The following is a 20,644-nucleotide window of genomic DNA, read 5'->3' as shown; positions in this document are numbered from 1 at the left end:
CCCCCTCCCCAACCCTCACCCGCAAGCGGGAGAGGGGGCGCACCGCTGGTGCCGCGAGGATGCGATTCATTATCCTTAGCCGCGCACCGCTTCAGCGAGCGGCCTCGCTGCGTTGCTTGCGACCTTCGCGGCGGCGCTCTGAATAAAGCCGCCGCCGAGCACGCGCGCCTGCCCTGAGGGCGCGTCGTAGAACACGCAGGCCTGGCCGGGCGAGACGCCCTCCTCGCCGGCGACGAGCTCGACCTCGTAATGACCATCGCTGCCGCGCAGCCATGCCGGCTGGGGGCTGCGTGTCGAGCGCACGCGCACGAACAATTCGAGGCCGGCGCCGATGGCGCGGTCGATGTCGCCGCCGCCGATCCAGTTGACGTCGCGAAGTGCGATGCGGTGCATCTTCAAGGCATCGCGCGGGCCGACGACGACGCGGCGGGTGGCTGCCTCCAGTCGCACCACGAACAGCGGCGCGTGGGCGGCGATGCCGAGGCCGCGGCGCTGGCCGACGGTGAAATTGGCGATGCCGTTGTGCCGGCCGAGCACACGTCCATCGAGATCGACGATATCGCCGGGGTCCATCGCGTTGGGGCGCAGGCGCGTGATGATGTCGGTGTAGCGGCCCGTCGGCACGAAGCAGATGTCCTGGCTGTCGTGCTTGTCGGCAACGGACAGGCCAAAGCGCCGCGCGAGCTCGCGCGTCTCGGGCTTGGTCATGTCGCCGAGCGGGAAGCGCAGGAAGTCGAGCTGTGACTGCGTGGTCGCAAACAGGAAATAGCTCTGGTCGCGGTCGGCGTCGGCCGCGCAGACCAGCGCGCGCGAGCCGTCTTCGCGGCGGCGCGAGGCGACGTAATGGCCGGTGGCGAGCGCCTGCGCGCCGAGCTCGCGCGCGGTCTTCAGGAGGTCGCGGAATTTGACGCTGCGGTTGCACTCGATGCACGGCACCGGCGTCTCGCCGAGCGCGTAGCTGTCGGCGAAATTGTCGATGACGGATTCGCGGAAGCGATCCTCGTAGTCGAGCACGTAATGGGGAATGCCGAGTTTTGCCGCGACGTCGCGGGCGTCGTGGATATCCTGGCCGGCGCAGCAGGCGCCCTTGCGGTGGGTCGCCGCGCCATGGTCGTAGAGCTGCAGCGTGATGCCGACGACGTCGTAGCCTTCCGCCTTCAGAAGCGCAGCCGTCGTCGAGGAATCGACGCCGCCCGACATGGCGACAACGACCCTGGTGTCCTCAGGACGGCCTTCGAGATCCAGACTGTTGAGCATGGGCCTTAAGGGTTGTGACGGCGTGCGGCGATCCGCGATTTCATGCTTCTCGCGGGACGTCGGCGATCCCCGGGAACTATAGTTCCCGCAAGGCACGACTGCCCGGTCGAAAGCGGCTGAGAGTAACCTCTTTAATATAGGCGGCATTCCGGTGAAGCAATCACGGGGGCGGCCAGCTTAGGGCAATTCTTGCCGGGGAGGCAGAAATGGCGGGGTGGCGATGGGCCCTGCGGCGACGGGCTTTAACAATTAAGATATTGATTTTGCTATACAAATATACTTGGAAGGGCAGTGGCCCGCTCCTTGCTCCCCTGATACCGAAGATGTTTCCAAGGGGTCGCCTGTGGTCAGTCGTACGTCAGATGTCGTGGCCAGCGTGCAAGTGTCGAGCGCGCAGCAAAAGCCTGCGCGGTCGCAGAGCACCAGGGAGCCGTCCGCGAACGACTCCTTCGGGTCGCTGGTCGACAGCAACACCCAGGCGATCAACACCAATGCAGCCTCGCAGGCCCAGGATAGCGCGCCGCGGCGGAACGATTCGTCCTCCGCGGACAAGGGCCCGCGCGACACCTCCTCCACCGATCAATCCTCGCAGAGCAGGGCGAGCGACGACACCGACACCTCCGCGCCCGCCAGGAACGACAAGACGAACGACAAGGCGAACGACACGACCACCGATGCGGCCAAGGACGCCGGCACGGCCAAGGACAAGGTCAAGGACAAGTCCGAGGCGTCAGACGCCAAATCGGCTGATGCATCCGAGAAAACCAAGGACGACCAGACCGAGGGCACCGACACGCTCACCGCCGCAATCGATGCCGCGACAACGGCACCGGCCGACGCGGCGCAGGCCGTGCCCGATCCGAACGCGATCGTGGTTGCCGCGCCGGTTGTCCCGGCCGATCCCAACGCGGCGGCGAACCAGGCCGCCACCGCCTCGCCGCTGACGATCGCCGCCGCCGGCATCGCTGCCAGCGCCTCGACCGCGGCGCAGATCGCGGGCACCAAGACCGACACCGCCACGCCCGCCGACAAGAGCGCCAAGACCGCCGGCGCCAAGGTCGATGCCGACACCACCGCGACGCTGGCGGATGCCGCGACCGGAGCAACCGACGCGGCCACGACCGACGCCAAGGCGACCGGCGGGCTGATCCCCGTCAACCAGGGCACGCCGAAGACCTCGTTCCAGGCCGCCGTCGCCACCGCGCAAGGACAGTCCGACGTCTCCAATATCGGCCAGGACACCGGCGCGGCGAACGCCGCGGTGACGCAAGCGCCGGGCACTGCGACCGCCAATGCCGACGCGCATGCGCAAAGCGCCAAGCCGCAGGCAGATGGCGCAGCGACCGAGGCGAAGCCCGGCGCAGCGGACCGTACGCCCGACGCGATCCCGGCCGCACCCGCCGCCCAGGCCCATGCCAATGCGCACGCCGCCTTCAACACCGCCGACACCAGCGCGCAGGCCGCCTCCGCGATGCAGGCGCCGCTGACCAACACGACCTCGACCGCGTCCGCTTCGACCGCGACGCTGACCGCGACCGCGGCCAGCGCGACGGCGGTGCCGATCAACGGCGTGCCGATCGAGATCGCGGCCGCCATCCGCTCCGGCAAGTCCCGCTTCGACATCAGCCTCGACCCGGCCGAGCTCGGCCGCATCGACGTCCGCATCAATGTCGACCGCAACGGCAACGTCACCTCGCATCTCACGGTGGAGAAGCCGGAGACGCTGCAGATGCTGCGTCAGGACGCGCCGCAATTGCAGCGCGCGCTCGACGATGCCGGCCTCAAGTCCGGCAGCAACGGGCTGTCCTTCAGCCTGCGCGACCAGAATTCATCGGGCCAGAACTCCGGCCAGAACAACGACAATGGCGGCAATGCCCGCCGGCTGATCATCAGCGAGGACGACACTGTTGCCGCCGCACCCGTCGGGCGCGGCTATGGCCGCATGTACGGGCCGAGCAGCGGCGTCGACATCAGAGTGTAAAGGAGTATCGACATGACCACCACGACTGGCGCTACCGCTCCTGCTGTCGTCTCCGGGACGACCGACCTGCCGAAATCCTCCTCGTCGAACTCGCTGAGCTCGACCACGGGATCGACGCTCGCCGGCAATTTCCAGACCTTCCTGACGCTGCTGACGACGCAGCTGCAGAACCAGAACCCGCTGGATCCGCTCGACACCAACCAGTTCACCCAGCAGCTGGTGCAGTTCGCCGGCGTCGAGCAGCAGCTCAAGACCAACGATGCGCTGTCGCAGCTCGTCACCCTGCAGCAGACCACGCAGGCGACCCAGGCGCTGGGCTTCGTCGGCAAGACCGCCCTGGTCGACGGCTCGACCGCGAGCATGACCAAGTCGACAGCCACCTGGCATCTCAACGTGCCGACGGACTCCACCGTCGACATCACCGTCGCCAATGCCAGCGGCCAGACCGTGTTCACCGGCAAATATACCGCCGCCGCCGGCACCGACATTCCCTTCACCTGGAACGGCATGGGCAATGACGGCACGCAATGGCCCGACGGCAAGTACACGATCACGGCGACGGGCAAGGACGTCGCCAACAACACTGTCGGCATCGCCGCCCAGGTTCAGGGCGTCGTGTCGTCTGTCGACCTGACCCAGTCGCCGCCCCTGCTTACCATCGACGGCGCCAGCTACACCCTGAGCCAGGTGAAGAGCATCATCGCCACCAGCAGCAATTAAGGTGCGCGCCGCGCGCCAAACGTCATCCCCGCGAACGCGGGGATCCATGGCCCCAGGGAGAAGTTTGGCGAAGACCAGGGGTTAGGAAGTCATTCTTGGTACTGCTGCCCGCGTCTCATCGATAGATCACGCGGTATGGGTCCGTGCTTTCGCAGGGACGACATTGAGAGCCTCCGCAACACCGCGCTGCGGCTCCATTCGTTAGTAAAGTATTTACGAAGACCCCCTCGACCGGCCCGGATTCCACCGTTCCGCCGGCCGACACGGCGCCGTTCCAGCCATTTTCAACGAGAATTGTATTGAAGCCTTAGGCTTAGCGGATTTTTAAGCCGCCGGGCGTAGGGTTACGGGCGTGAGTTCAGTGGTTGAGAGTTTGTGAGTACGCCATGACAGAACCCCATCGCCCGAGGGTAAAATACGTCATCGGGCCGGACGGCAGTCCGTTGACGATCGCGGATCTGCCTGCACCCGGCACCAAACGCTGGGTCATCCGCCGCAAGGCCGAAGTCGTCGCCGCCGTCCGTGGTGGACTTCTCTCGCTCGAGGAGGCCTGTAGCCGTTATACCCTGACGGTCGACGAATTCCTCTCCTGGCAGTTTTCCATCGACCAGCATGGTCTGGCGGGTCTTCGCACCACCCGCATCCAGCAATATCGCCAGTAGGCGATCCGGAAATCTGCGGCTTTTGACGAAAATCGGCCTCGCCCCGCGAGGCCGATTTTTTTCATATCCGCCCTTTGCGCGACTTTTGTCCGACCTCTTAACCTTCGTTAACCATATCGAAACCATCACCTAGGCAATAATTGCCCAGTCGGCCTTTCCGGTGAAAGCGGCCGAATCTGTTGGGGCGGTTGCTTGCAAGGTCTTGCGGACTTTTTGAAGAGTATCGGCGCCGCCCGGTTCGGGGCGATGATCGCGGTCACCGCCGCGCTCATCGGCTTTTTCGCGTTCGTCATCATGCGCGTCACCACGCCGCAGATGACGACGCTGTTCACCGACCTCAGCGTCGAGGATTCCTCCGGCATTATCAAGGACCTGGAGCGCCAGGGCATCCAGTTCGAGATCCGCAACGAGGGCAGCATCATCATGGTGCCCAAGGACAAGGTCACCCGCCTGCGGATGAAGCTCGCCGAGGGCGGCCTGCCCAAGGGCGGCGGCGTCGGCTACGAGGTGTTCGACAAGTCGGACGCGCTCGGCACCACCTCCTTCGTCCAGAACATCAATCACCTCCGCGCGCTGGAAGGCGAGCTCGCCCGCACCATCCGCGCCATCGACCGCATCCAGGCCGCCCGCGTCCATCTGGTGCTGCCCGAGCGCCCGCTGTTTGCGCGCGAGGCGCCGGAGCCGTCGGCCTCGATCGTGGTCCGCGTCCGCGGCTCGCTGGAAGCCCAGCAGATCCGCGCCATCCGCCACCTCGTCGCTTCCGCCGTCAACGGGCTGAAGCCGCAGCGGGTCTCGATCGTCGACGAGGCCGGCCAGCTGCTTGCCGACGGCGCCGCCACCGATCCGGAGCAGGCGGTCGGCGACGAGCGCCGCATCTCGTTCGAGAAGCGGATGCGCAAGCAGGTCGAGGACATCGTCTCCTCCGTGGTCGGCTCGGGCCGCGCCCGCGTCCAGCTCTCCGCCGATTTCGACTTCAACAAGATCACCCAGACCTCGGACAAGTTCGACCCCGAGGGCCGCGTGCTGCGCTCGAGCCAGACCCGCGAAGAGCAGAGCATGACCGCCGACAACAACGGCCAGGTCACCGTCAACAACGAGCTGCCCGGCAACCAGCAGAACAACGGCGTCGCGGCCAAGGACCAGAGCAAGAAGTCCGAAGAGACCAACAATTACGAGATTTCCCGCACCACCAAGACCGAAGTGACCGAGGCCGGCCGGGTCAACCGCATCTCGGTCGCGGTGCTGGTCGACGGCATCTACTCCAAGAACGACAAGGGCGAGCTGGCTTACCAGGACCGTACCAAGGAGCAGCTCGATCGCATCGCCACGCTGGTGCGCTCGGCGATCGGCTTCGACCAGAAGCGCGGCGACCAGGTCGAGGTCGTTAATCTGCGCTTTGCGGATGCGCCCTCCACTGCCCCGATCGGCGAGCCCGGCGGCTTCCTCGGCATGCTCCAGTTCACCAAGGACGACGTCATGTACTTCGTCGAGCTCGGCGTGATGATGCTGCTCGGCCTGATCGTGCTGTTCCTGGTGATCCGCCCGCTGGTCAAGCGCATCCTGGCCTCCGACGAAGTCGCCGCCGCCATCTCCGGCGTTCTTGCCGGCCCGGCGGCCTCGGAAGAGAGCGCGCCGGCCGGCCAGGCACTGCTGCCGAGCGGTACCGCCAGCGCGATCGACGTCGCCACCATCCAGGGCCAGGTCCACGCCCAGTCCGTTCATCGCGTCGGCGAGCTCGCCGAGCGCAACCCCAACGAAACCGTCGCCATCATCCGCCAGTGGCTGACCGAACCAGCCAAGTAATCCCAGTCAAGTAATCCTAGCCAAGTGAATCAAGAAGTGATCTGACATGGCCGCCAGTCTGCAAAACGCCAACTCGAACGACATCACCAGCGTGATCTCCACGCTCGGCCAGCGTGCCGGCAACCGCGCGGGCGCCCAGACCGAGGCGGTGACGGGACCCAAGCGCGCCGCGATCCTGATGCTCGCGCTGGGCGAGCAGTATGGCGGCAAGATCTGGTCGATGCTCGACGACGACGAGGTGCGCCAGCTTTCGCTGGAGATGTCGACGCTCGGCACCGTCGAGGTCGACACGGTCGAGGACATGTTGCTGGAATTCGTCTCGCGCATGTCGGCATCGGGCGCGCTGATGGGCAATTTCGACGCCACCGAACGGCTGCTGCAGCAATACCTGCCGCCGGAGCGCGTCAACGGCATCATGGACGAGATCCGCGGCCCCGCGGGGCGCAACATGTGGGAGAAGCTCTCCAACGTGCAGGAAGAGGTGCTCGCCAACTATCTCAAGAACGAATACCCGCAGACCATCGCGGTGGTGCTGTCGAAGCTGAAGCCGGAGCATGCCGCGCGTGTGCTCGGCATCTTCCCCGAGGAGCTTGCGCTCGACGTCGTCAATCGCATGCTGAAGATGGAGGCGGTGCAGAAGGAGGTGATCGAGAGCGTGGAGAAGACCCTGCGCACCGAATTCATGTCCAACCTGTCGCAGACCCGCCGGCGCGACGCCCACGAGGTGATGGCGGAAATCTTCAACAATTTCGACCGCCAGACCGAGACCCGCTTCATCACCTCGCTGGAAGAGGACAACCGCGAATCGGCCGAGCGCATCAAGGCGCTGATGTTCACCTTCGACGACCTCGTGAAGCTGGATTCCGGCTCGGCCCAGACGTTGATGCGCAACGTCGACAAGGACAAGCTCGGCGTCGCGCTCAAGAGCGCCAACGAGGACGTCCGCAACTTCTTCTTCGGCAACATGTCCTCGCGCGCGGCCAAGATGCTCCAGGACGACATGGCGGCAATGGGCCCGGTCCGGCTGCGCGACGTCGACGAGGCCCAGGCGCTGCTGGTCAACCTCGCCAAGGATCTCGCCGCCAAGGGCGAGATCATGCTGACCAAGAACCGCGCCGACGACGAGCTGGTGTACTAATGGCCGCTCCGGCAAAATTCCTGTTCGATACCGACTTCGCGGCGCCTGAGCGGACGACGCGCGAGAAGGCCGCGACCGCCGCGGAGATCGCCCAGAAGGTCGCCGAAGCCGAGGCGCGCGCCTATCAGGACGGCTTTGCCGCCGGCCAGCAGGAGGCCAAGGCCGAGAGCGACCGCCGTGTCGCGCTTGCCATGGAAGAGATCAATATCGGCATCCGCGGCATCGCATCCGGCATCGGCAACATCGAATCCAAGATGGAAACCGAGGCGGTCGACGTCGCGGTGGCGGTCGCGCGCAAGCTGTGCGCCGACCTGGTCGCCGCCGAGCCGCTCGGCGAGATCGTCGCACTGGTCAAGGACTGCTTCTCGCATCTGGTCGCGACGCCGCATCTGGTGGTCCGCATCAACGACGCGCTCTACGACAGCGCACGCGAGAAGATCGAGCGGCTCGCCAAGCAGAGCGGCTTCGAAGGACGGCTGGTGATCCTGGCCGAGCCGGAGATTGCGACCGGCGACTGCCGGATCGAATGGGCCGATGGCGGCGTCGTGCTGGAGCGCGGCGCCATCGCGGCCAAGATCGACGAAATGGTTGGACGCTATGTCGCGTCCCGCAGGGGGAGCTAAGCCATGAGCGACACCGACGGACAGGTCCCGCTGCCCGATCTCAACGGCCCGATGCCGCCCACCGGCACGGACGTCGGCTACAACGAGGACGAATACGCGGCACGTGCCGCCGCCGACCTCGAGGCCGTGTTCGACGTTCCCGTGCAGGTCTCGGCGGTGCTGGGCCGCTCGAAGATGGACGTCAGTGAGCTGTTGAAGCTCGGACCCGGCACCGTGCTCGAGCTCGACCGCCGCGTCGGCGAGGCCATCGACATCTACGTCAACAACAAGCTGGTCGCCCGTGGCGAGGTCGTCCTGGTCGAGGACAAGCTCGGCGTGACCATGACCGAAATCATCAAGACCGAACGCAGCTGATAGCGCGCGCGACCAGACGGACAGGAGACTGACATGCGGCTTCTCATCGTTGGCACATTGAAGGGCCAGCTCACCACCGCCACCAAGATCGCGATGGACAACGGCGCCACCGTGACCCATGCCGAGGACCACGAGCAGGCCATGCGCGTGCTGCGCGGCGGCAAGGGCGCCGACCTCCTGCTGGTCGACGTCGCCCTCGACATCCGCGACCTCGTGATGCGGCTCGAGGCCGAGCACATCCACGCCCCGATCGTCGCCTGCGGCATCACCAACGACGCCCGCGCCGCGGTCGCCGCGATCCACGCCGGCGCCAAGGAATACATCCCGCTGCCGCCGGAGCCGGAGCTGATCGCCGCGGTGCTGGCCGCGGTCGCCAACGATTCCCGCGAGCTGGTCTATCGCGACGAGGCGATGGCGAAGGTGATCAAGCTGGCACAGCAGATCGCCGGCTCGGACGCCTCGGTGATGGTCACCGGCGAGTCCGGAACGGGCAAGGAAGTGCTGGCCCGCTACGTCCATACCCGCTCAGCCCGCGCCAAGCGCCCCTTCATCTCGATCAACTGCGCCGCGATCCCCGAACATCTGCTGGAATCCGAGCTGTTCGGCCACGAGAAGGGCGCCTTCACCGGCGCGGTCGCGCGCCGCATCGGCAAGTTCGAGGAGGCAACCGGCGGCACGCTGCTGCTCGACGAAATCTCCGAGATGGATGTCCGCCTGCAATCCAAGCTCTTGCGCGCCATCCAGGAGCGCGTGATCGACCGCGTCGGCGGCACCAAGCCCGTGCCGGTCGACATCCGCATCATCGCGACCTCGAACCGCAACCTCGCGGAAGCGGTGCGTGAAGGCACGTTCCGCGAGGACCTCCTGTTCCGCCTCAACGTCGTGAACCTGAAGATCCCGCCGCTGCGCGAGCGCCCCGCCGACATTCTGGAGCTCGCCCAGCATTTCGTGAAGAAATATGCCGAGGCCAACGGCGTGCCGATGCGCCCGATTTCGGCGGAGGCGCGCCGCGTGCTCTCGGCCAACCGCTGGCAGGGCAACGTCCGCGAGCTCGAGAACACCATGCACCGCGCGGTGCTGATGGCGCAGGGCGACGAGATCGGCCCCGACGCCATCATCACCCCGGACGGCGACCGCCTCGACCTCGCCAAGACCGCGCCGGCCGTGGCGCACGCCACGATGGCCGCCGAACAGGTGACGCGGGCGCTGGTGGGGCGCACGGTTGCGGACGTCGAGCGCGACCTGATCCTGGAAACGCTGAAGCATTGCCTCGGCAACCGGACCCATGCCGCCAACATCCTGGGCATCTCGATCCGCACGCTGCGCAACAAGCTCAACGAATATTCCGACGGCGGCATCCCGATCACCCCCGCGGGAACGCCGGGCGAGTATCCGCGGATGCCGATGATAGGGGCGTAGGGCGGCGCCCACTCTGGTTGAGATAATCGCGAATGCCCGGGCTGGTCCCGGGCATTTTGTTTGTGCACCGAACCCACCGCGCTCCCGCTATCGTCACTGCGAACGCAGGGACGACGGCGGTGGACATGGCGGCACCGCATTCTCCGACTAGGTCGCGCCGGCGCAACGCCCTATAACCCGCATGAAGACCAACGCGGAGAACTCCATGTCTCAAGCTCAAATCACGGACTGGCTGGCATTGCAGCGGCAGGCGATGATCGATCTGCTGCGCGATGTCGTGAACATCGATTCCGGGTCCTATGACAAGGAAGGCGTCGATGCGGTCGGTGCGCGGTTCGAGCGGCATTTTGCCGAGCACGGCATTCCGTTCCGGCGCGAGAGCCACGACACCTTCGGCGACGCCATCCATGCCGACGTCGCAAAACCCGGCAGCAACGAGAAGCCGGTGCTGTTGATGGGCCATCGCGACACCGTGTTCGGCAAGGGCGAAGCCGAGCGGCGCCCGTTCACGATCAGGGACGGCCGCGCCTATGGGCCTGGCGTCGCCGACATGAAGTCCGGCGTCGTGATGAACATCTTCGTCGCCACCGCCTTCCACAAATTCGGCGGCAATCCGCATCCGATCAAGCTGCTGATCACCTCGGACGAGGAGATCGGCTCGCCCTCCTCCCGGCCCGTGATCGAGCGCGAAGGCCGCTCCGCCCGCGCCGTGTTCAATTCCGAGCCGGGCCGCCCCACCGGCAACGTCGTGACGGGACGCAAGGGCGGCATCTTCATGCATCTCGGCATCACCGGCAAAGCCGCGCATTCCGGCGCCAATTTCGCCGCCGGCGTCAGCGCGATCGGCGAGCTCGCGCACAAGATCGTGCAGATCCATGCACTCACGGATCTCGACAAGGGCATCACGCTCAATGTCGGCCTGGTCTCGGGCGGGCAGTCCGTCAACACCACGGCGCCTTACGCCGAGGGCCAGATCGACCTGCGCTACGTCGATCCGGCCGATCGTGCCCGGGTGATGGACGCGATCCAGACCATCGTCGCGAAATCTTACGTGCCGGGCACGCGTGCGACGCTGACCATCAAGGGCGAGTTCGTGCCGGTGGTGCAGAGCGCGGATTCAAGGGCGCTGTTCGAAAACTATCAGGCCGCAGCAAGAGAGGTCGGCCTCACCACGCTGCAGGGCGAGTTCTCTGGAGGCTGCGCCGATTCCGGCTTCACCGCCGCGGTCGGTACGCCGACGATCTGCGGCCTGGGCCCGGTCGGCGGGCTCGCGCACACGCCGGAGGAATATCTCGATATCGACAGCATCGTGCCGCGCGCGCAGGCGCTGGCGCTGGCGATTTTGCGGGGGTGAAGGCAGGGGCCGTAGGGTGGGCAAAGGCGCACTTGCGCCGTGCCCACGATTTGCCTGCTCTGGATGGAAGTCGTGGGCACGCTTCGCTTTGCCCACCCTACGGGACCGCGCGCGTTCGCCTACGAATAACTCGGCGCGTCCGGCTTGCGGAAGATGTGGATGGGATCGCCGGGGATGATCACGGGCTGGCCCGAGAACATCGCGTAGGCATAGAGCGCGAGATAGGCGATCGCCAGCGCGCCGATGGCATAGAACGCCCAGGTCGCGACGCGCTTCATCGATCCGCTCCATTGCCGTCCCGGCGGGAGGCTCAGGCGCTTCTAGAGCGATGAGGGGGAAAAGGCCAGCCTTCCGGCCCGCCTGCCCGCGCGATCAAAGGCCGCGCCGGCCGTGCGCGGGAACGCTCACTTCCGCGAGCCTCGCGGCGTCCTCGTCCTGGTCGACCGCCACGTACTGGCCGTGCCAATAGGCCAGCGCCGCAGTCCGCGCCGAGCTCCTGATGTCCCTGACACGGCCGATGACGATGCCGTGCGAATGGCGTTCCACGATCTCCTCAACCTCGCAATCGAAGGCCGACAGCGCGCCGACGAGCAGCGGAACGCCCGAGACCGCCGTCACCCATTTGGCACCTTTGAAACGATCGGCGCCCTTCAGCCCGCCCTTGCCGGCAAAGCGTTCGGCGACATCTAGCTGGTCGGCACTGAGGATATTCACCCCGAAGGCGCTGTGCCGCCGGATCAAGGGGAAGGAGGAGGCATCGCGGTTGATGCTGACCAGCAGCGTCGGCGGCTCGACCGACAGCGAGGTGACCGAGGTCACCGTCATGCCGGTGACGTCCTTGCCCCGCCCAGCCGTGATGACGCTGACGCCGCCGGTGAGATGGCGCATGGCGCCGCGGAAATCGGCGGACGAGACGGGGATTTCAGTCATGAGATCGCGGGGTACTACATTCATGGCATGGTCCCCGAGGTGGGGTTCCCTTGTATTTAGGTACGATCGTCCGCCGACAACAGGTGGCTCAGGATCGAGCCTTCCAGACCCGCAAGCTCGGCCGAGCCGCGCTGGCGCGGCCGGCCCGCGTGAACCACGACATCATGAGCGATGCGGCCCTCTTCGATCACCAGCACCCGGTCCGCCAGCGCCACGGCTTCGGCGACGTCATGGGTCACCAAAATCGCGGTAAAGCCCTGATCGCGCCAGACGCGCTCCAAAAGGCGCTGCATCGAGATCCGGGTCAGAGCATCCAGCGCGCCGAGCGGCTCGTCGAAGGCCAGCACGCGGGGACGAGAGACCAGCGCGCGGCCGAGCGCGACGCGCTGCTTCTGTCCGCCCGACAGCACCGAGGGCCACTGGTCGCGCTTGTCGGCGAGACCAACCTCGGTCAACGCCTTCTCGGCGCGCGCATGCGCATCGCCTGAAGCGCGATCGCGGCCGAGGCCGACCTCGACATTGCCCAGCACGCGAGCCCAGGGTAACAGCCGCGGCTCCTGGAACATCACGCGGATGTCCTCAGGCTGGATGTCTTTTGGCTGAATGTCCTGGCCGAAGCTGATGCTGCCGGCATCGATCTTGTCGAGGCCCGCGATGAGGCGCAGCAGCGTGCTCTTGCCGCACCCGCTTTTTCCAACGATGGCGACGAACTGGCCAGCGGGGATGTGCAAATCGATACCGCGCAGCACCTCGTTGCTGCCGAAGGATTTGCGCAAGCCCCGGATGCTGAGCGGCAGGCCGCTGGTCTGCGCCTGGCGTTCTCCTTGGCGCACCACGCGGGCGTGAGGCGCAAAATTGGCGCGGCTGGCGAGCTCGGTTTCGGGAAGGGACGTACGAACGGCTGTCTGCATGTGATTCCCAGTATGTCTCAACGTTTTTGGAAGGCGGGGTGCCAGGAGAGCGTCAAACGCTCCAGCACGCGGGATGCGCTGTCGGCGAGCTTGCCGAGCAGGGCATAGATCAGGATCGAGAGCACGACGACGTCGATCAGCATGAACTCGCGCGCCTGCATCGCCATGTAGCCGAGGCCCGACGAGGCCGCGATGGTCTCGGCGACGATCAGCGTCAGCCACATGATGCCGAGCGCGAAGCGGATGCCGACGAAGATCGACGGCAGCGCACCCGGGAAGATCACGCGGCGGAACAGCTCGCCGTCGGTCATGCCGTAGATGCGGCCCATCTCGATCAGCTGCGGATCGACGGTGCGGATGCCGTGCAGCGTGTTGAGGTAGATCGGGAAGAACACGCCCAGCGCTACCAGGAACAGCTTGGCGCTCTCGTCGATGCCGAACCAGAGGATGACGAGCGGGATCAGCGCCAGATGCGGCACGTTGCGCACCATCTGCAACGTGGTGTCGGTGAGCTTTGCCGAGAGCTGCGACAGGCCGTTGGCGAGCCCGAACGCGAAGCCGATGCTGCCGCCGATCAAAAAGCCGATCGAAGCGCGCCAGAACGAAACCCAGATGTTGCGAACGAGCTCGCCGGAGAGCAGCAGCTTCCAGCCGGAGAGCAGGACGTCGCTCGGGGCCGGCAGCACCCGCGTCGGCACGAAGCCGGTCACGCTGGCGACCTGCCAGATCGCGATGATGGCAAGCGGCACGATCCACTGGATCAGGCCGTCGATCCCCGGCAAACGAAAGCTGCGCGGAAGTGAAACGCTGTCGATCACGCTCATGACTGCGACACCCGATGTTGCGGACGGAAATCGCTGCCGACCGTCTCGCCGAACGGACCGCCGTTGAAATGCAGCCCGGTCACGTTGGAGGGCTGCTCGAGCGAGAGCAGCGGGAATACCAGCTCGGCAAAGCGATAGGCCTCCTCCAGATGCGGGTAGCCCGACATGATGAAGGTATCGATGCCGATGTCCTGATACTCCCTGATGCGGGCCGCGACGGTCTCGGCATCGCCGACCAGCGCCGTCCCGGCACCGCCGCGCACGAGGCCGACGCCGGCCCACAGGTTCGGTGCGATCTCGAGCTTGTCGCGCTTGCCGCCGTGAAGCTGCGCCATGCGCTGCTGGCCGACGGAGTCCATGCGGGCAAAATTCTTCTGCGCCAGCGCGATGGTGTCGTCGCTGACATGCTGGATCAGCTCGTTCGCGGCACGCCAGGCTTCCTCGTTGGTCTCGCGAACAATGACATGAAGGCGGATGCCGAAGGACAGCTTGCGGCCGCGCGCGCTAGCGACCTCCCGCACCTTCGCGATCTTTTCGGCCACCAGCGCTGGCGGCTCGCCCCAGGTGAGATATTTGTCGACGGCATCGACGGCGACATCGATGCCGGCATTGGACGAGCCGCCGAAATAGAGCGGCGGACGCGGCGACTGCGCCGGCGGAAACAAGAGTTTGCCGCCCTCGATGTGGATGTGCTTGCCCTGGACATTCACGGTCTTGCCGGCGAGCAGGTCGCTATAGACGTTGAGGAACTCGCGGGTGACCTCGTAGCGCTCGTCATGGCCGAGGAAGATGCCGTCGCCCTTGTTCTCGACGGGATCGCCGCCGGTGACGACGTTGACGAGCAGCCGGCCGCCCGTGACGCGATCGAGCGTCGCCGTCATGCGCGCGGCGACACCAGGCGATTGCAGGCCGGGCCGGACGGCGACGAGATAGCGCAGCCGTTCGGTGAACGGCGCAACTGACGAGGCGACGATCCAGGAATCCTCGCAAGATCGCCCGGTCGGCAGCAGCACGCCGAAATAGCCGAGCTGGTCGGCGGCCTGCGCGATCTGGCGCAGATAGTTGAAATTGACCTCGCGGCCGCCGATGCCTGTGCCGAGATAGCGGCCGTCACCGTGGGTCGGCAGGAACCAGAGGATGTTGGCGTTGGGTTGCTTTGTCATGACTTGCGCTCACGAACCGGATTTCCGCGCGACGTCAGAAATCTTGATGGATTTGGGGATCAGGCCCAGCGCGAAGAACGCGTCGGCCACCTGCTGCTGGTCGGCGATGACGGCATCCGTGATCGGTTTGATGCCGTAGGACTGCCGCTTCAATGCCACCTCGACGACCGGCACGGACAGACCGATTGCCGGAGCAAGCTGCTCAGCCACCGCATGGATGTCGCCTTTGGCCCAATCGTCGACCGTGCTGAGCTCGGCGAGCACGGCGTCGACGATCTCAGGATTGGCGTCGAGGAATTTCTTCGAGGCAAAGTAGAACTGGTAGTTGGCGACGATGCCGGAGCCGTCTGCGAGCGTGCGCGCGCCTGTGGCCGCTTCCGCGGCGGCCTGGAACGGATCCCAGATCACCCAGGCATCGACCGCACCGCGCTCGAAGGCGGCGCGCGCATCGGCCGGCGCCAGGAACACGGGCTCAACTTCAGAATATTTCACGCCGGCCTTCTCCAGCGCCTTGACCAGGAGATAGTGGACGTTGGAGCCCTTGTTGAGCGCGACCTTCTTGCCCTTGAGGTCAGCGACCGATTTCAGAGGGCTGTTCTTCGGCACCAGGATCGCCTCGCCCTTCGGCGCCGGCGGCTCATAGGCGACATACTGGATCGGCGCGCCGGCGGCCTGCGCAAAGATCGGCGGGGCTTCGCCGGTGTTGCCGAAATCGATCGCGCCGACATTGAGCGCTTCGAGCAGCGGCGGTCCGGAGGGGAATTCGGTCCACACCACCTTGTAGCCATCGGCAGCCAGCTTCGGCTCCAGCGTGCCCTTGCTCTTGAGCAGCACCAGCTTGCCGTATTTCTGGTAGCCGATGCGGACCACCTTGTCCTGACCGTAAGACGTGCCGACGGCGGCGGCGACGATGCCGATCGACAGCACCACGGCCGCGATCAGACGCTGGATGATACGCCTCATGTTCAAACCCCTGTGTGTGGGAAGGCTGGTCGGCACGATCAGGCTGCCGGATTGCGCCAGACGATGTCGCGGATCGCGATCGGCTTCGGGATCAGGCCGAGCTTGTAGAAGCGATCGGCGACGCCCTGCTGGGTCGCGACGATGTCGTCGGTGACGGGGCCGACGACGAAGGACGACCGGTTCGCCGCGATGGTCTGGATCTCCAGCGGAATGCCGGTCACCGCGGCGAGAGACTTCGCGACCTCGTCGCGATGCTGCTCGGCCCATCTGGCGGTCGCGGTGGTGACGTCGACGATCTGCTGCAGGATCGCGCCGTGGTTCTTCGCGAAGTCGCGGTTGGCGATGTAGAAGGAATTGGTCTTGGTAACCTCGCGCGCATTGATCAGGATGCGGCCGTTCTGCCTGGTCTCGCCGATCGCGAAATACGGATCCCAGATCGCCCAGGCCTCGATGCTGCCATTGGCAAAGGCGGGGCCCGCGTCCGGCGGCGTCAGATAGACCGGTGTGATGTCGGCATAGGTCAGGCCCGCCTTCTCCAGCGTCTGCACCACGATGTTGTGCGCGCTGGAGCCCTTGGTGAAACCGACGCGCTTGCCTTTCAACTCAGTGATGGCGCGGATCGGCGAATCCTTCGGCACCAGAATGCCCTGGCCGTTGGTGATGGGCTGGCCCGCGGCATAGACGATCGCGGCGCCCGCGGCCTGCGCGAACACCGGCGGAGAATCGCCGACTGCGCCGTAATCGACGCTGCCGACATTCATCGCTTCCATCATCGGCGGGCCCGAGGAGAACTCGACCCAGTTCACCTCGATGCCCAGGGTCGCGAAATGTTTTTCCAGCGCCGCCTGCTGGCGCGTAATGACCAGCACGCCGTTCTTCTGATAGCCGATGCGAATTTCCTTCACCGCGCCTTGCGCGATTGCAGGCGAGGCGAACGCAGCGGCCGCCGCAGTTCCAACGGAGAGCTTGAGAAAGTCACGACGCTGCATTCCACGCTCCCGGCCGCACGCGGCCGTCATTCATTCCAGTTCGGGAATGATGGTGCGGGTTGTCGGAGGTGTCGAGACGTGCGGAAAAATAGCGATGCGAGCACTGCGCGTGCGGCAGCGCGCATGATTAATCTTTCAAGCGGCCGCAATGATGCAGAGGGATTTTTTCTGCACGCGAATGTGAGAAGCGCAGGCAGTGGGGCTGCTGAGGCGCGAAGCTGCCTCCACTACTTCCGCTGTCATTCCCAGCGAAGGCGGGGAATCCAGTATTCCAGAGGCGTCAGTGCTTCACACGACGGCCGCGGCGTACTGGATCGCCCGGTCAAGCCGGGCGATGACACTGAAACCGTGGTGGGCGCGTGCCTCGCGCAGGACCGCTTGCAAGCTAATGCCACCGCACCGGCAAATTCTGCAGCCCGCGAAACGCCCAGCCGCCGATCCGCACCTTCTCGTCGGCGGCGATCTCGAGCTGCTTCGCCCGCGCGAACACGGTCGGCAGCGCGACGTCGGCGATCATGGCGCGGGAGGCCCACGCGCCGGCGCAGAAATGCGGGCCGGCGCCGAAGGCGACGCTCTTGGTCGTATCGCGCCGCACGTCGAACTGATCGGCGCGCTCAAAATGCCTCTCGTCGCGGTTGGCCGAGCCGAACATCAGGAACACGCGCTCGTCCGTCTCGAAGGCGACATCGCGGATGCTCCAGGGCTTGGCGATACGCCGCGGCGACATGCCGATCGGCGAGATCCAGCGGGCATATTCCTCGAACGCCTCGAGCCAGGTCACCTCGCCCTTGCGCACCAGATCGAGCTGCTCGGGATGGGTCAGCAGCGCCCACACCGTGCCGGCGATGGCCTTGCGCGGCTCGTTCTGGCCGCCCGAGATCGCGAGCTTGACGTTGGCGCGCACGCTCTCCATCGGCATGCCGGAGGTGAGCAGCACGCCCAAAATGCTCTGGTCGGGATGCTTGCGCATCGCCGGCAGGATGTCGTCGATCGCGGCATCGATGCCCGAGGTCGCGGCGTGACAGCGCGCCTCGACCTCAGGGTCGCCGGCATAGTTGGCGATGCCCTCGATCATGCCCTGCGACCACGCGTCCATGTCGCCAAAGCCGATATTGGTGAGGCCAGTGATCGACTTCAGGCATTCGCCGGAGAACGGCAGCGCGAAATCGCGCATGAAGTCGATCCGTCCCGGCGCGATCGCGTCGAGGATGCGGTCGGCATGGGCCTGGAACAGCGCGGTCCAGTGCGCCTTCACCGTCTTTGGCGACACCGTCGGAAACATCGCGCGGCGCTCGACCTGGTGCGCCTCGCCGTCCTTGCGCATCATGTTGTGGCCCATTAGCCGGTTCATCAGGCCGGCGGGCTGGTGCGAGGAGAACACGTCGATCTGCTTCTCGGAGATCGAGATGTCGTCGCGGCTGGTCAGCAGCGTCGAGCCGAGTTGCGGCACGAACGCGATGGGAGCTTCTTTCCGCATCTTCGCGAGCATCGGATAGGGATCGGCCCAGAATGCGGCCGGGTCGATGTCGATGCGCGGCGCGGTGCTCAAGGCGGCCTCTCCGGATGTCGTATCCTAGAGGACAGACTAGCGAACTCCGCGGCCGGCGTCTGTCCCTAGCGATGGGGACACACGGCAGGAGAGCATTTACGTGTAAGTCCGGTTGACGGGACAAAACGGCAAGGAATTCCCCGTGGCTCACAACTTCGATATGTGCCGGACTTGGAGATTGTCGCGACGCAGGCATCGAATTTGCCGTGGCAGCCGGTTCCTGTACACTTGGCCTGCAAAGCCAAGACGGGATGGTCATGACCACATTGCTCATCGTAGGCGCGACGGGGCTGGTTGGCGGCCGCGCGATGACGCTTGCTCGTGCGGACCCTCGCATCACGCGCATCATCGCGCCGACGCGGCGTGCGCTGCCAGCCGAGGAGCGGGTAACCAATCCTCGGCTCGATGATCTGATTGCTGGTGCCGGCGGTGAGGAATGGCGAGCCGACGGCGCAATCTGCGCGCTCGGAACGACGCGAGCGGCGGCAGGGTCGGCAGCAGCATTTCGAGCGGTCGATTACGAACTTGTGCTGCTGATCGCGCGGCGGCTGCGCGACGCTCGAGTCGGCCGTTTCGCGCTGGTATCGTCCTTGGGCGCTGACCCGCGATCCCTGTTTCTCTACACACGGACGAAGGGCGAGGTGGAGGAAGCGATCGGGGCGCTCGCTTTCCCGTCCCTGACGATCCTGCGGCCAGGCTTCCTGGATGGCGAGCGTGCCGAAAGCAGGCCGGTACAGCGAGCAGTGCGGAACGTCCTAAACTTCGCGTCCCCCCTGTTGCCGCGGGTTGCGCGTGTAAGCCCGGTGACCAACGTGGCCCGGCAGCTCATCGAGGCGGCTGTTGCCGGCGAACCAGGAAAGCACGTCATTGGAGCGGGGCAACTGGCAGAGGGCGGCAGCTGACACCGCGGGTCCCGGCTCTGCACAGCAGCGCGTGCCGGACGATGCTGCGCGGCGCTCTGCTCACCGTTGGAGCCCAGACCTTTGGAGCTAGATCCTTGGAGTTACCGGGCCTCGGCGATCGTCGCTCCGGATGGCAGCATCTGAGCGTTGGCTGCCAAGGGCCGCTTCGATGGCGATGCAGGGTCCGGCAACCGGAACGCGGCGTCGGCCGGCGCGCCCTGGGATGGACGACGAACGGTTGCCGGAAGCACGATCACTTTCGCGCCGACCTTCACCCGCTCATAGAGATCCGTGACGTCGTCATTGGTCAGCCGGATGCAGCCGGACGAGACCCGCTTGCCGATCGTATCGGGCTTGTTGGTGCCGTGAATCCGATATTCCGTCTCGCCCAGATACATCGCCCGCGCGCCCAGCGGATTGCCGGGGCCACCTGCCATGAACCGCGGCAGATAAGGCTGACGCGAGACCATCTCCGCAGGCGGATGCCAATCCGGCCATTCCGCCTTACGAGCCACAGTCTGCTCACCGGACCATGTGAACCCCTCGCGGCCGACCCCGATGCCGTAGCGCAACGCCTGGGTGTCGTTCAGAACCAAATAGAGGAATGTGTTCTTGGTATCGATGATCACGGTGCCCGGCGTCTGGCGGCTGGCGTAGTCAACCACCTGCCGGACCAATGCTCCGGGACCATCAGCGTCGGCTTTTGGTGGTTCGACCAAAGGCGCCGGGGTCGGAATCGGAGCCGGAGCTACCGCCGGCGCGGATGCATGAACCGGGGGCGCCACGTAAACCGGACTTGACGATGCCTTGGCTTCCTGTGGGGACGGCTTGCGTGCCGGCTGCACGCTCGCCGGGCCTGACAGCAAACCGTAGCCCAATGCGGCGACGGCCACGGCGCCAATTGCAACTCTCGCGGCCATGGGTATTGCGAGCGCCTCTGCCTTTCCACGTTTCGCCCGCTTACCCATACTGTTTCCCCAGGTCACTGTGCCCTGAAGAGGTACCCAGCAAAATTTAAGAAACTTCGAAGCGATGCCGCGCAGGCGGGAACCGTCGGGGATGGTTAACGCCGGGCCCTTGTTCGACGATATCAAGATTGGGA

General features: G+C 65.7%; 20 protein-coding genes. 10 read left to right on the top strand and 10 right to left on the bottom strand.

Annotated features, from left to right (window positions below):
* Positions 1-75: 75 nt before the first annotated feature.
* Positions 76-1,257, bottom strand: a complete 1,182-nt coding sequence (mnmA, locus tag GGD67_RS12525; protein WP_018318407.1) for a tRNA 2-thiouridine(34) synthase MnmA — start codon at positions 1,255-1,257, stop codon at positions 76-78.
* 343 nt (positions 1,258-1,600) lie between these two features.
* Between mnmA and GGD67_RS12520 the strand changes: the two genes are divergently transcribed.
* The 9 genes from GGD67_RS12520 (at position 1,601) to GGD67_RS12480 (ending at position 11,311) form a co-directional block, all read left to right on the top strand.
* A complete protein-coding gene (locus tag GGD67_RS12520) occupies positions 1,601-3,238 on the top strand; it encodes a flagellar hook-length control protein FliK (protein ID WP_179733107.1) in 1,638 nt (545 codons plus the stop codon).
* A gap of 12 nt (positions 3,239-3,250) precedes the next feature.
* Entirely contained in the window at positions 3,251-3,958 is a 708-nt protein-coding gene (locus tag GGD67_RS12515; protein WP_092260466.1) for a flagellar hook assembly protein FlgD, read from the top strand.
* Between the two features lie 386 nt (positions 3,959-4,344).
* On the top strand, positions 4,345-4,620 hold the full coding sequence (locus tag GGD67_RS12510; RefSeq protein WP_002714638.1) for a DUF1153 domain-containing protein: 276 nt from the start codon (positions 4,345-4,347) through the stop codon (positions 4,618-4,620).
* A gap of 192 nt (positions 4,621-4,812) precedes the next feature.
* On the top strand, positions 4,813-6,423 hold the full coding sequence (gene fliF, locus GGD67_RS12505; protein ID WP_092260464.1) for a flagellar basal-body MS-ring/collar protein FliF: 1,611 nt from the start codon (positions 4,813-4,815) through the stop codon (positions 6,421-6,423).
* Between the two features lie 46 nt (positions 6,424-6,469).
* Positions 6,470-7,561, top strand: a complete 1,092-nt coding sequence (gene fliG, locus GGD67_RS12500) for a flagellar motor switch protein FliG (protein WP_018318403.1) — start codon at positions 6,470-6,472, stop codon at positions 7,559-7,561.
* Entirely contained in the window at positions 7,561-8,184 is a 624-nt protein-coding gene (locus GGD67_RS12495; protein WP_018318402.1) for a FliH/SctL family protein, read from the top strand. Before fliG ends, GGD67_RS12495 begins: the two co-directional genes overlap by 1 nt.
* Positions 8,185-8,187: 3 nt before the next feature.
* Entirely contained in the window at positions 8,188-8,538 is a 351-nt protein-coding gene (fliN, locus tag GGD67_RS12490) for a flagellar motor switch protein FliN (RefSeq protein ID WP_018318401.1), read from the top strand.
* Between the two features lie 33 nt (positions 8,539-8,571).
* Positions 8,572-9,957 (top strand): sigma-54-dependent Fis family transcriptional regulator, encoded by a 1,386-nt coding sequence (locus GGD67_RS12485; protein ID WP_018318400.1) that lies wholly within the window; start codon positions 8,572-8,574, stop codon positions 9,955-9,957.
* Between the two features lie 205 nt (positions 9,958-10,162).
* Positions 10,163-11,311 (top strand): M20 family metallopeptidase, encoded by a 1,149-nt coding sequence (locus GGD67_RS12480; protein ID WP_179733105.1) that lies wholly within the window; start codon positions 10,163-10,165, stop codon positions 11,309-11,311.
* 119 nt (positions 11,312-11,430) lie between these two features.
* On the opposite strand, the gene GGD67_RS12475 is transcribed toward GGD67_RS12480, so the two are convergent.
* The 8 genes from GGD67_RS12475 to GGD67_RS12440 all read right to left on the bottom strand — a co-directional run bounded on the left by GGD67_RS12475 (position 11,431) and on the right by GGD67_RS12440 (position 18,640).
* Positions 11,431-11,589 (bottom strand): hypothetical protein, encoded by a 159-nt coding sequence (locus GGD67_RS12475; protein ID WP_018318398.1) that lies wholly within the window; start codon positions 11,587-11,589, stop codon positions 11,431-11,433.
* Between the two features lie 94 nt (positions 11,590-11,683).
* Positions 11,684-12,265, bottom strand: a complete 582-nt coding sequence (locus tag GGD67_RS12470; RefSeq protein WP_179733103.1) for a flavin reductase family protein — start codon at positions 12,263-12,265, stop codon at positions 11,684-11,686.
* Positions 12,266-12,297: 32 nt separating this feature from the next.
* On the bottom strand, positions 12,298-13,152 hold the full coding sequence (locus GGD67_RS12465; RefSeq protein WP_179733102.1) for an ATP-binding cassette domain-containing protein: 855 nt from the start codon (positions 13,150-13,152) through the stop codon (positions 12,298-12,300).
* Between the two features lie 17 nt (positions 13,153-13,169).
* A complete protein-coding gene (ssuC, locus tag GGD67_RS12460; protein WP_179733100.1) occupies positions 13,170-13,976 on the bottom strand; it encodes an aliphatic sulfonate ABC transporter permease SsuC in 807 nt (268 codons plus the stop codon).
* On the bottom strand, positions 13,973-15,139 hold the full coding sequence (ssuD, locus tag GGD67_RS12455; protein ID WP_179733098.1) for an FMNH2-dependent alkanesulfonate monooxygenase: 1,167 nt from the start codon (positions 15,137-15,139) through the stop codon (positions 13,973-13,975). Before ssuD ends, ssuC begins: the two co-directional genes overlap by 4 nt.
* Before the next feature lie 9 nt (positions 15,140-15,148).
* Positions 15,149-16,102 (bottom strand): sulfonate ABC transporter substrate-binding protein, encoded by a 954-nt coding sequence (locus GGD67_RS12450; RefSeq protein ID WP_179733096.1) that lies wholly within the window; start codon positions 16,100-16,102, stop codon positions 15,149-15,151.
* 38 nt (positions 16,103-16,140) lie between these two features.
* Positions 16,141-17,091: a sulfonate ABC transporter substrate-binding protein gene (locus GGD67_RS12445; protein WP_179733094.1), complete on the bottom strand. Its 951-nt coding sequence runs from the start codon at positions 17,089-17,091 to the stop codon at positions 16,141-16,143.
* A gap of 385 nt (positions 17,092-17,476) precedes the next feature.
* Positions 17,477-18,640 carry a cytochrome P450 gene (locus tag GGD67_RS12440; protein WP_179733092.1) on the bottom strand — a complete coding sequence of 388 codons (1,164 nt, stop codon included), beginning with the start codon at positions 18,638-18,640 and terminating at the stop codon, positions 17,477-17,479.
* 257 nt (positions 18,641-18,897) lie between these two features.
* Here GGD67_RS12440 and GGD67_RS12435 point away from each other — a divergent pair, with 257 nt between their 5' ends.
* Entirely contained in the window at positions 18,898-19,542 is a 645-nt protein-coding gene (locus GGD67_RS12435; RefSeq protein WP_246783335.1) for an NAD-dependent dehydratase, read from the top strand.
* A 101-nt stretch (positions 19,543-19,643) separates the two neighbouring features.
* Here GGD67_RS12435 and GGD67_RS12430 read toward each other — a convergent pair whose 3' ends face one another.
* Positions 19,644-20,510: a L,D-transpeptidase gene (locus GGD67_RS12430; RefSeq protein WP_179733090.1), complete on the bottom strand. Its 867-nt coding sequence runs from the start codon at positions 20,508-20,510 to the stop codon at positions 19,644-19,646.
* Between the last annotated feature and the right edge of the window lie 134 nt (positions 20,511-20,644).

Origin of the sequence: Bradyrhizobium sp. IAR9, from assembly GCF_013408065.1 — a bacterium.
Lineage (GTDB): Bacteria > Pseudomonadota > Alphaproteobacteria > Rhizobiales > Xanthobacteraceae > Bradyrhizobium.
This window is presented reverse-complemented; position numbering and strand designations above follow the sequence as displayed.

Bases quoted from the DNA above. Each gene is read 5' to 3' on its own strand.
- GGD67_RS12435 (WP_246783335.1), top strand. From the start codon at position 18,898: ATGACCACATTGCTCATCGTAGGCGCGACGGGGCTGGTTGGCGGCCGC.
- GGD67_RS12430 (WP_179733090.1), bottom strand. From the start codon at position 20,510: ATGGGTAAGCGGGCGAAACGTGGAAAGGCAGAGGCGCTCGCAATACCC.
- ssuC (WP_179733100.1), bottom strand. From the start codon at position 13,976: ATGAGCGTGATCGACAGCGTTTCACTTCCGCGCAGCTTTCGTTTGCCG.
- GGD67_RS12465 (WP_179733102.1), bottom strand. From the start codon at position 13,152: ATGCAGACAGCCGTTCGTACGTCCCTTCCCGAAACCGAGCTCGCCAGC.
- GGD67_RS12510 (WP_002714638.1), top strand. From the start codon at position 4,345: ATGACAGAACCCCATCGCCCGAGGGTAAAATACGTCATCGGGCCGGAC.
- fliG (WP_018318403.1), top strand. From the start codon at position 6,470: ATGGCCGCCAGTCTGCAAAACGCCAACTCGAACGACATCACCAGCGTG.
- fliN (WP_018318401.1), top strand. From the start codon at position 8,188: ATGAGCGACACCGACGGACAGGTCCCGCTGCCCGATCTCAACGGCCCG.
- GGD67_RS12515 (WP_092260466.1), top strand. From the start codon at position 3,251: ATGACCACCACGACTGGCGCTACCGCTCCTGCTGTCGTCTCCGGGACG.
- GGD67_RS12480 (WP_179733105.1), top strand. From the start codon at position 10,163: ATGTCTCAAGCTCAAATCACGGACTGGCTGGCATTGCAGCGGCAGGCG.
- GGD67_RS12445 (WP_179733094.1), bottom strand. From the start codon at position 17,091: ATGCAGCGTCGTGACTTTCTCAAGCTCTCCGTTGGAACTGCGGCGGCC.
- mnmA (WP_018318407.1), bottom strand. From the start codon at position 1,257: ATGCTCAACAGTCTGGATCTCGAAGGCCGTCCTGAGGACACCAGGGTC.
- ssuD (WP_179733098.1), bottom strand. From the start codon at position 15,139: ATGACAAAGCAACCCAACGCCAACATCCTCTGGTTCCTGCCGACCCAC.
- GGD67_RS12470 (WP_179733103.1), bottom strand. From the start codon at position 12,265: ATGAATGTAGTACCCCGCGATCTCATGACTGAAATCCCCGTCTCGTCC.
- GGD67_RS12475 (WP_018318398.1), bottom strand. From the start codon at position 11,589: ATGAAGCGCGTCGCGACCTGGGCGTTCTATGCCATCGGCGCGCTGGCG.
- GGD67_RS12450 (WP_179733096.1), bottom strand. From the start codon at position 16,102: ATGAGGCGTATCATCCAGCGTCTGATCGCGGCCGTGGTGCTGTCGATC.
- GGD67_RS12485 (WP_018318400.1), top strand. From the start codon at position 8,572: ATGCGGCTTCTCATCGTTGGCACATTGAAGGGCCAGCTCACCACCGCC.
- GGD67_RS12495 (WP_018318402.1), top strand. From the start codon at position 7,561: ATGGCCGCTCCGGCAAAATTCCTGTTCGATACCGACTTCGCGGCGCCT.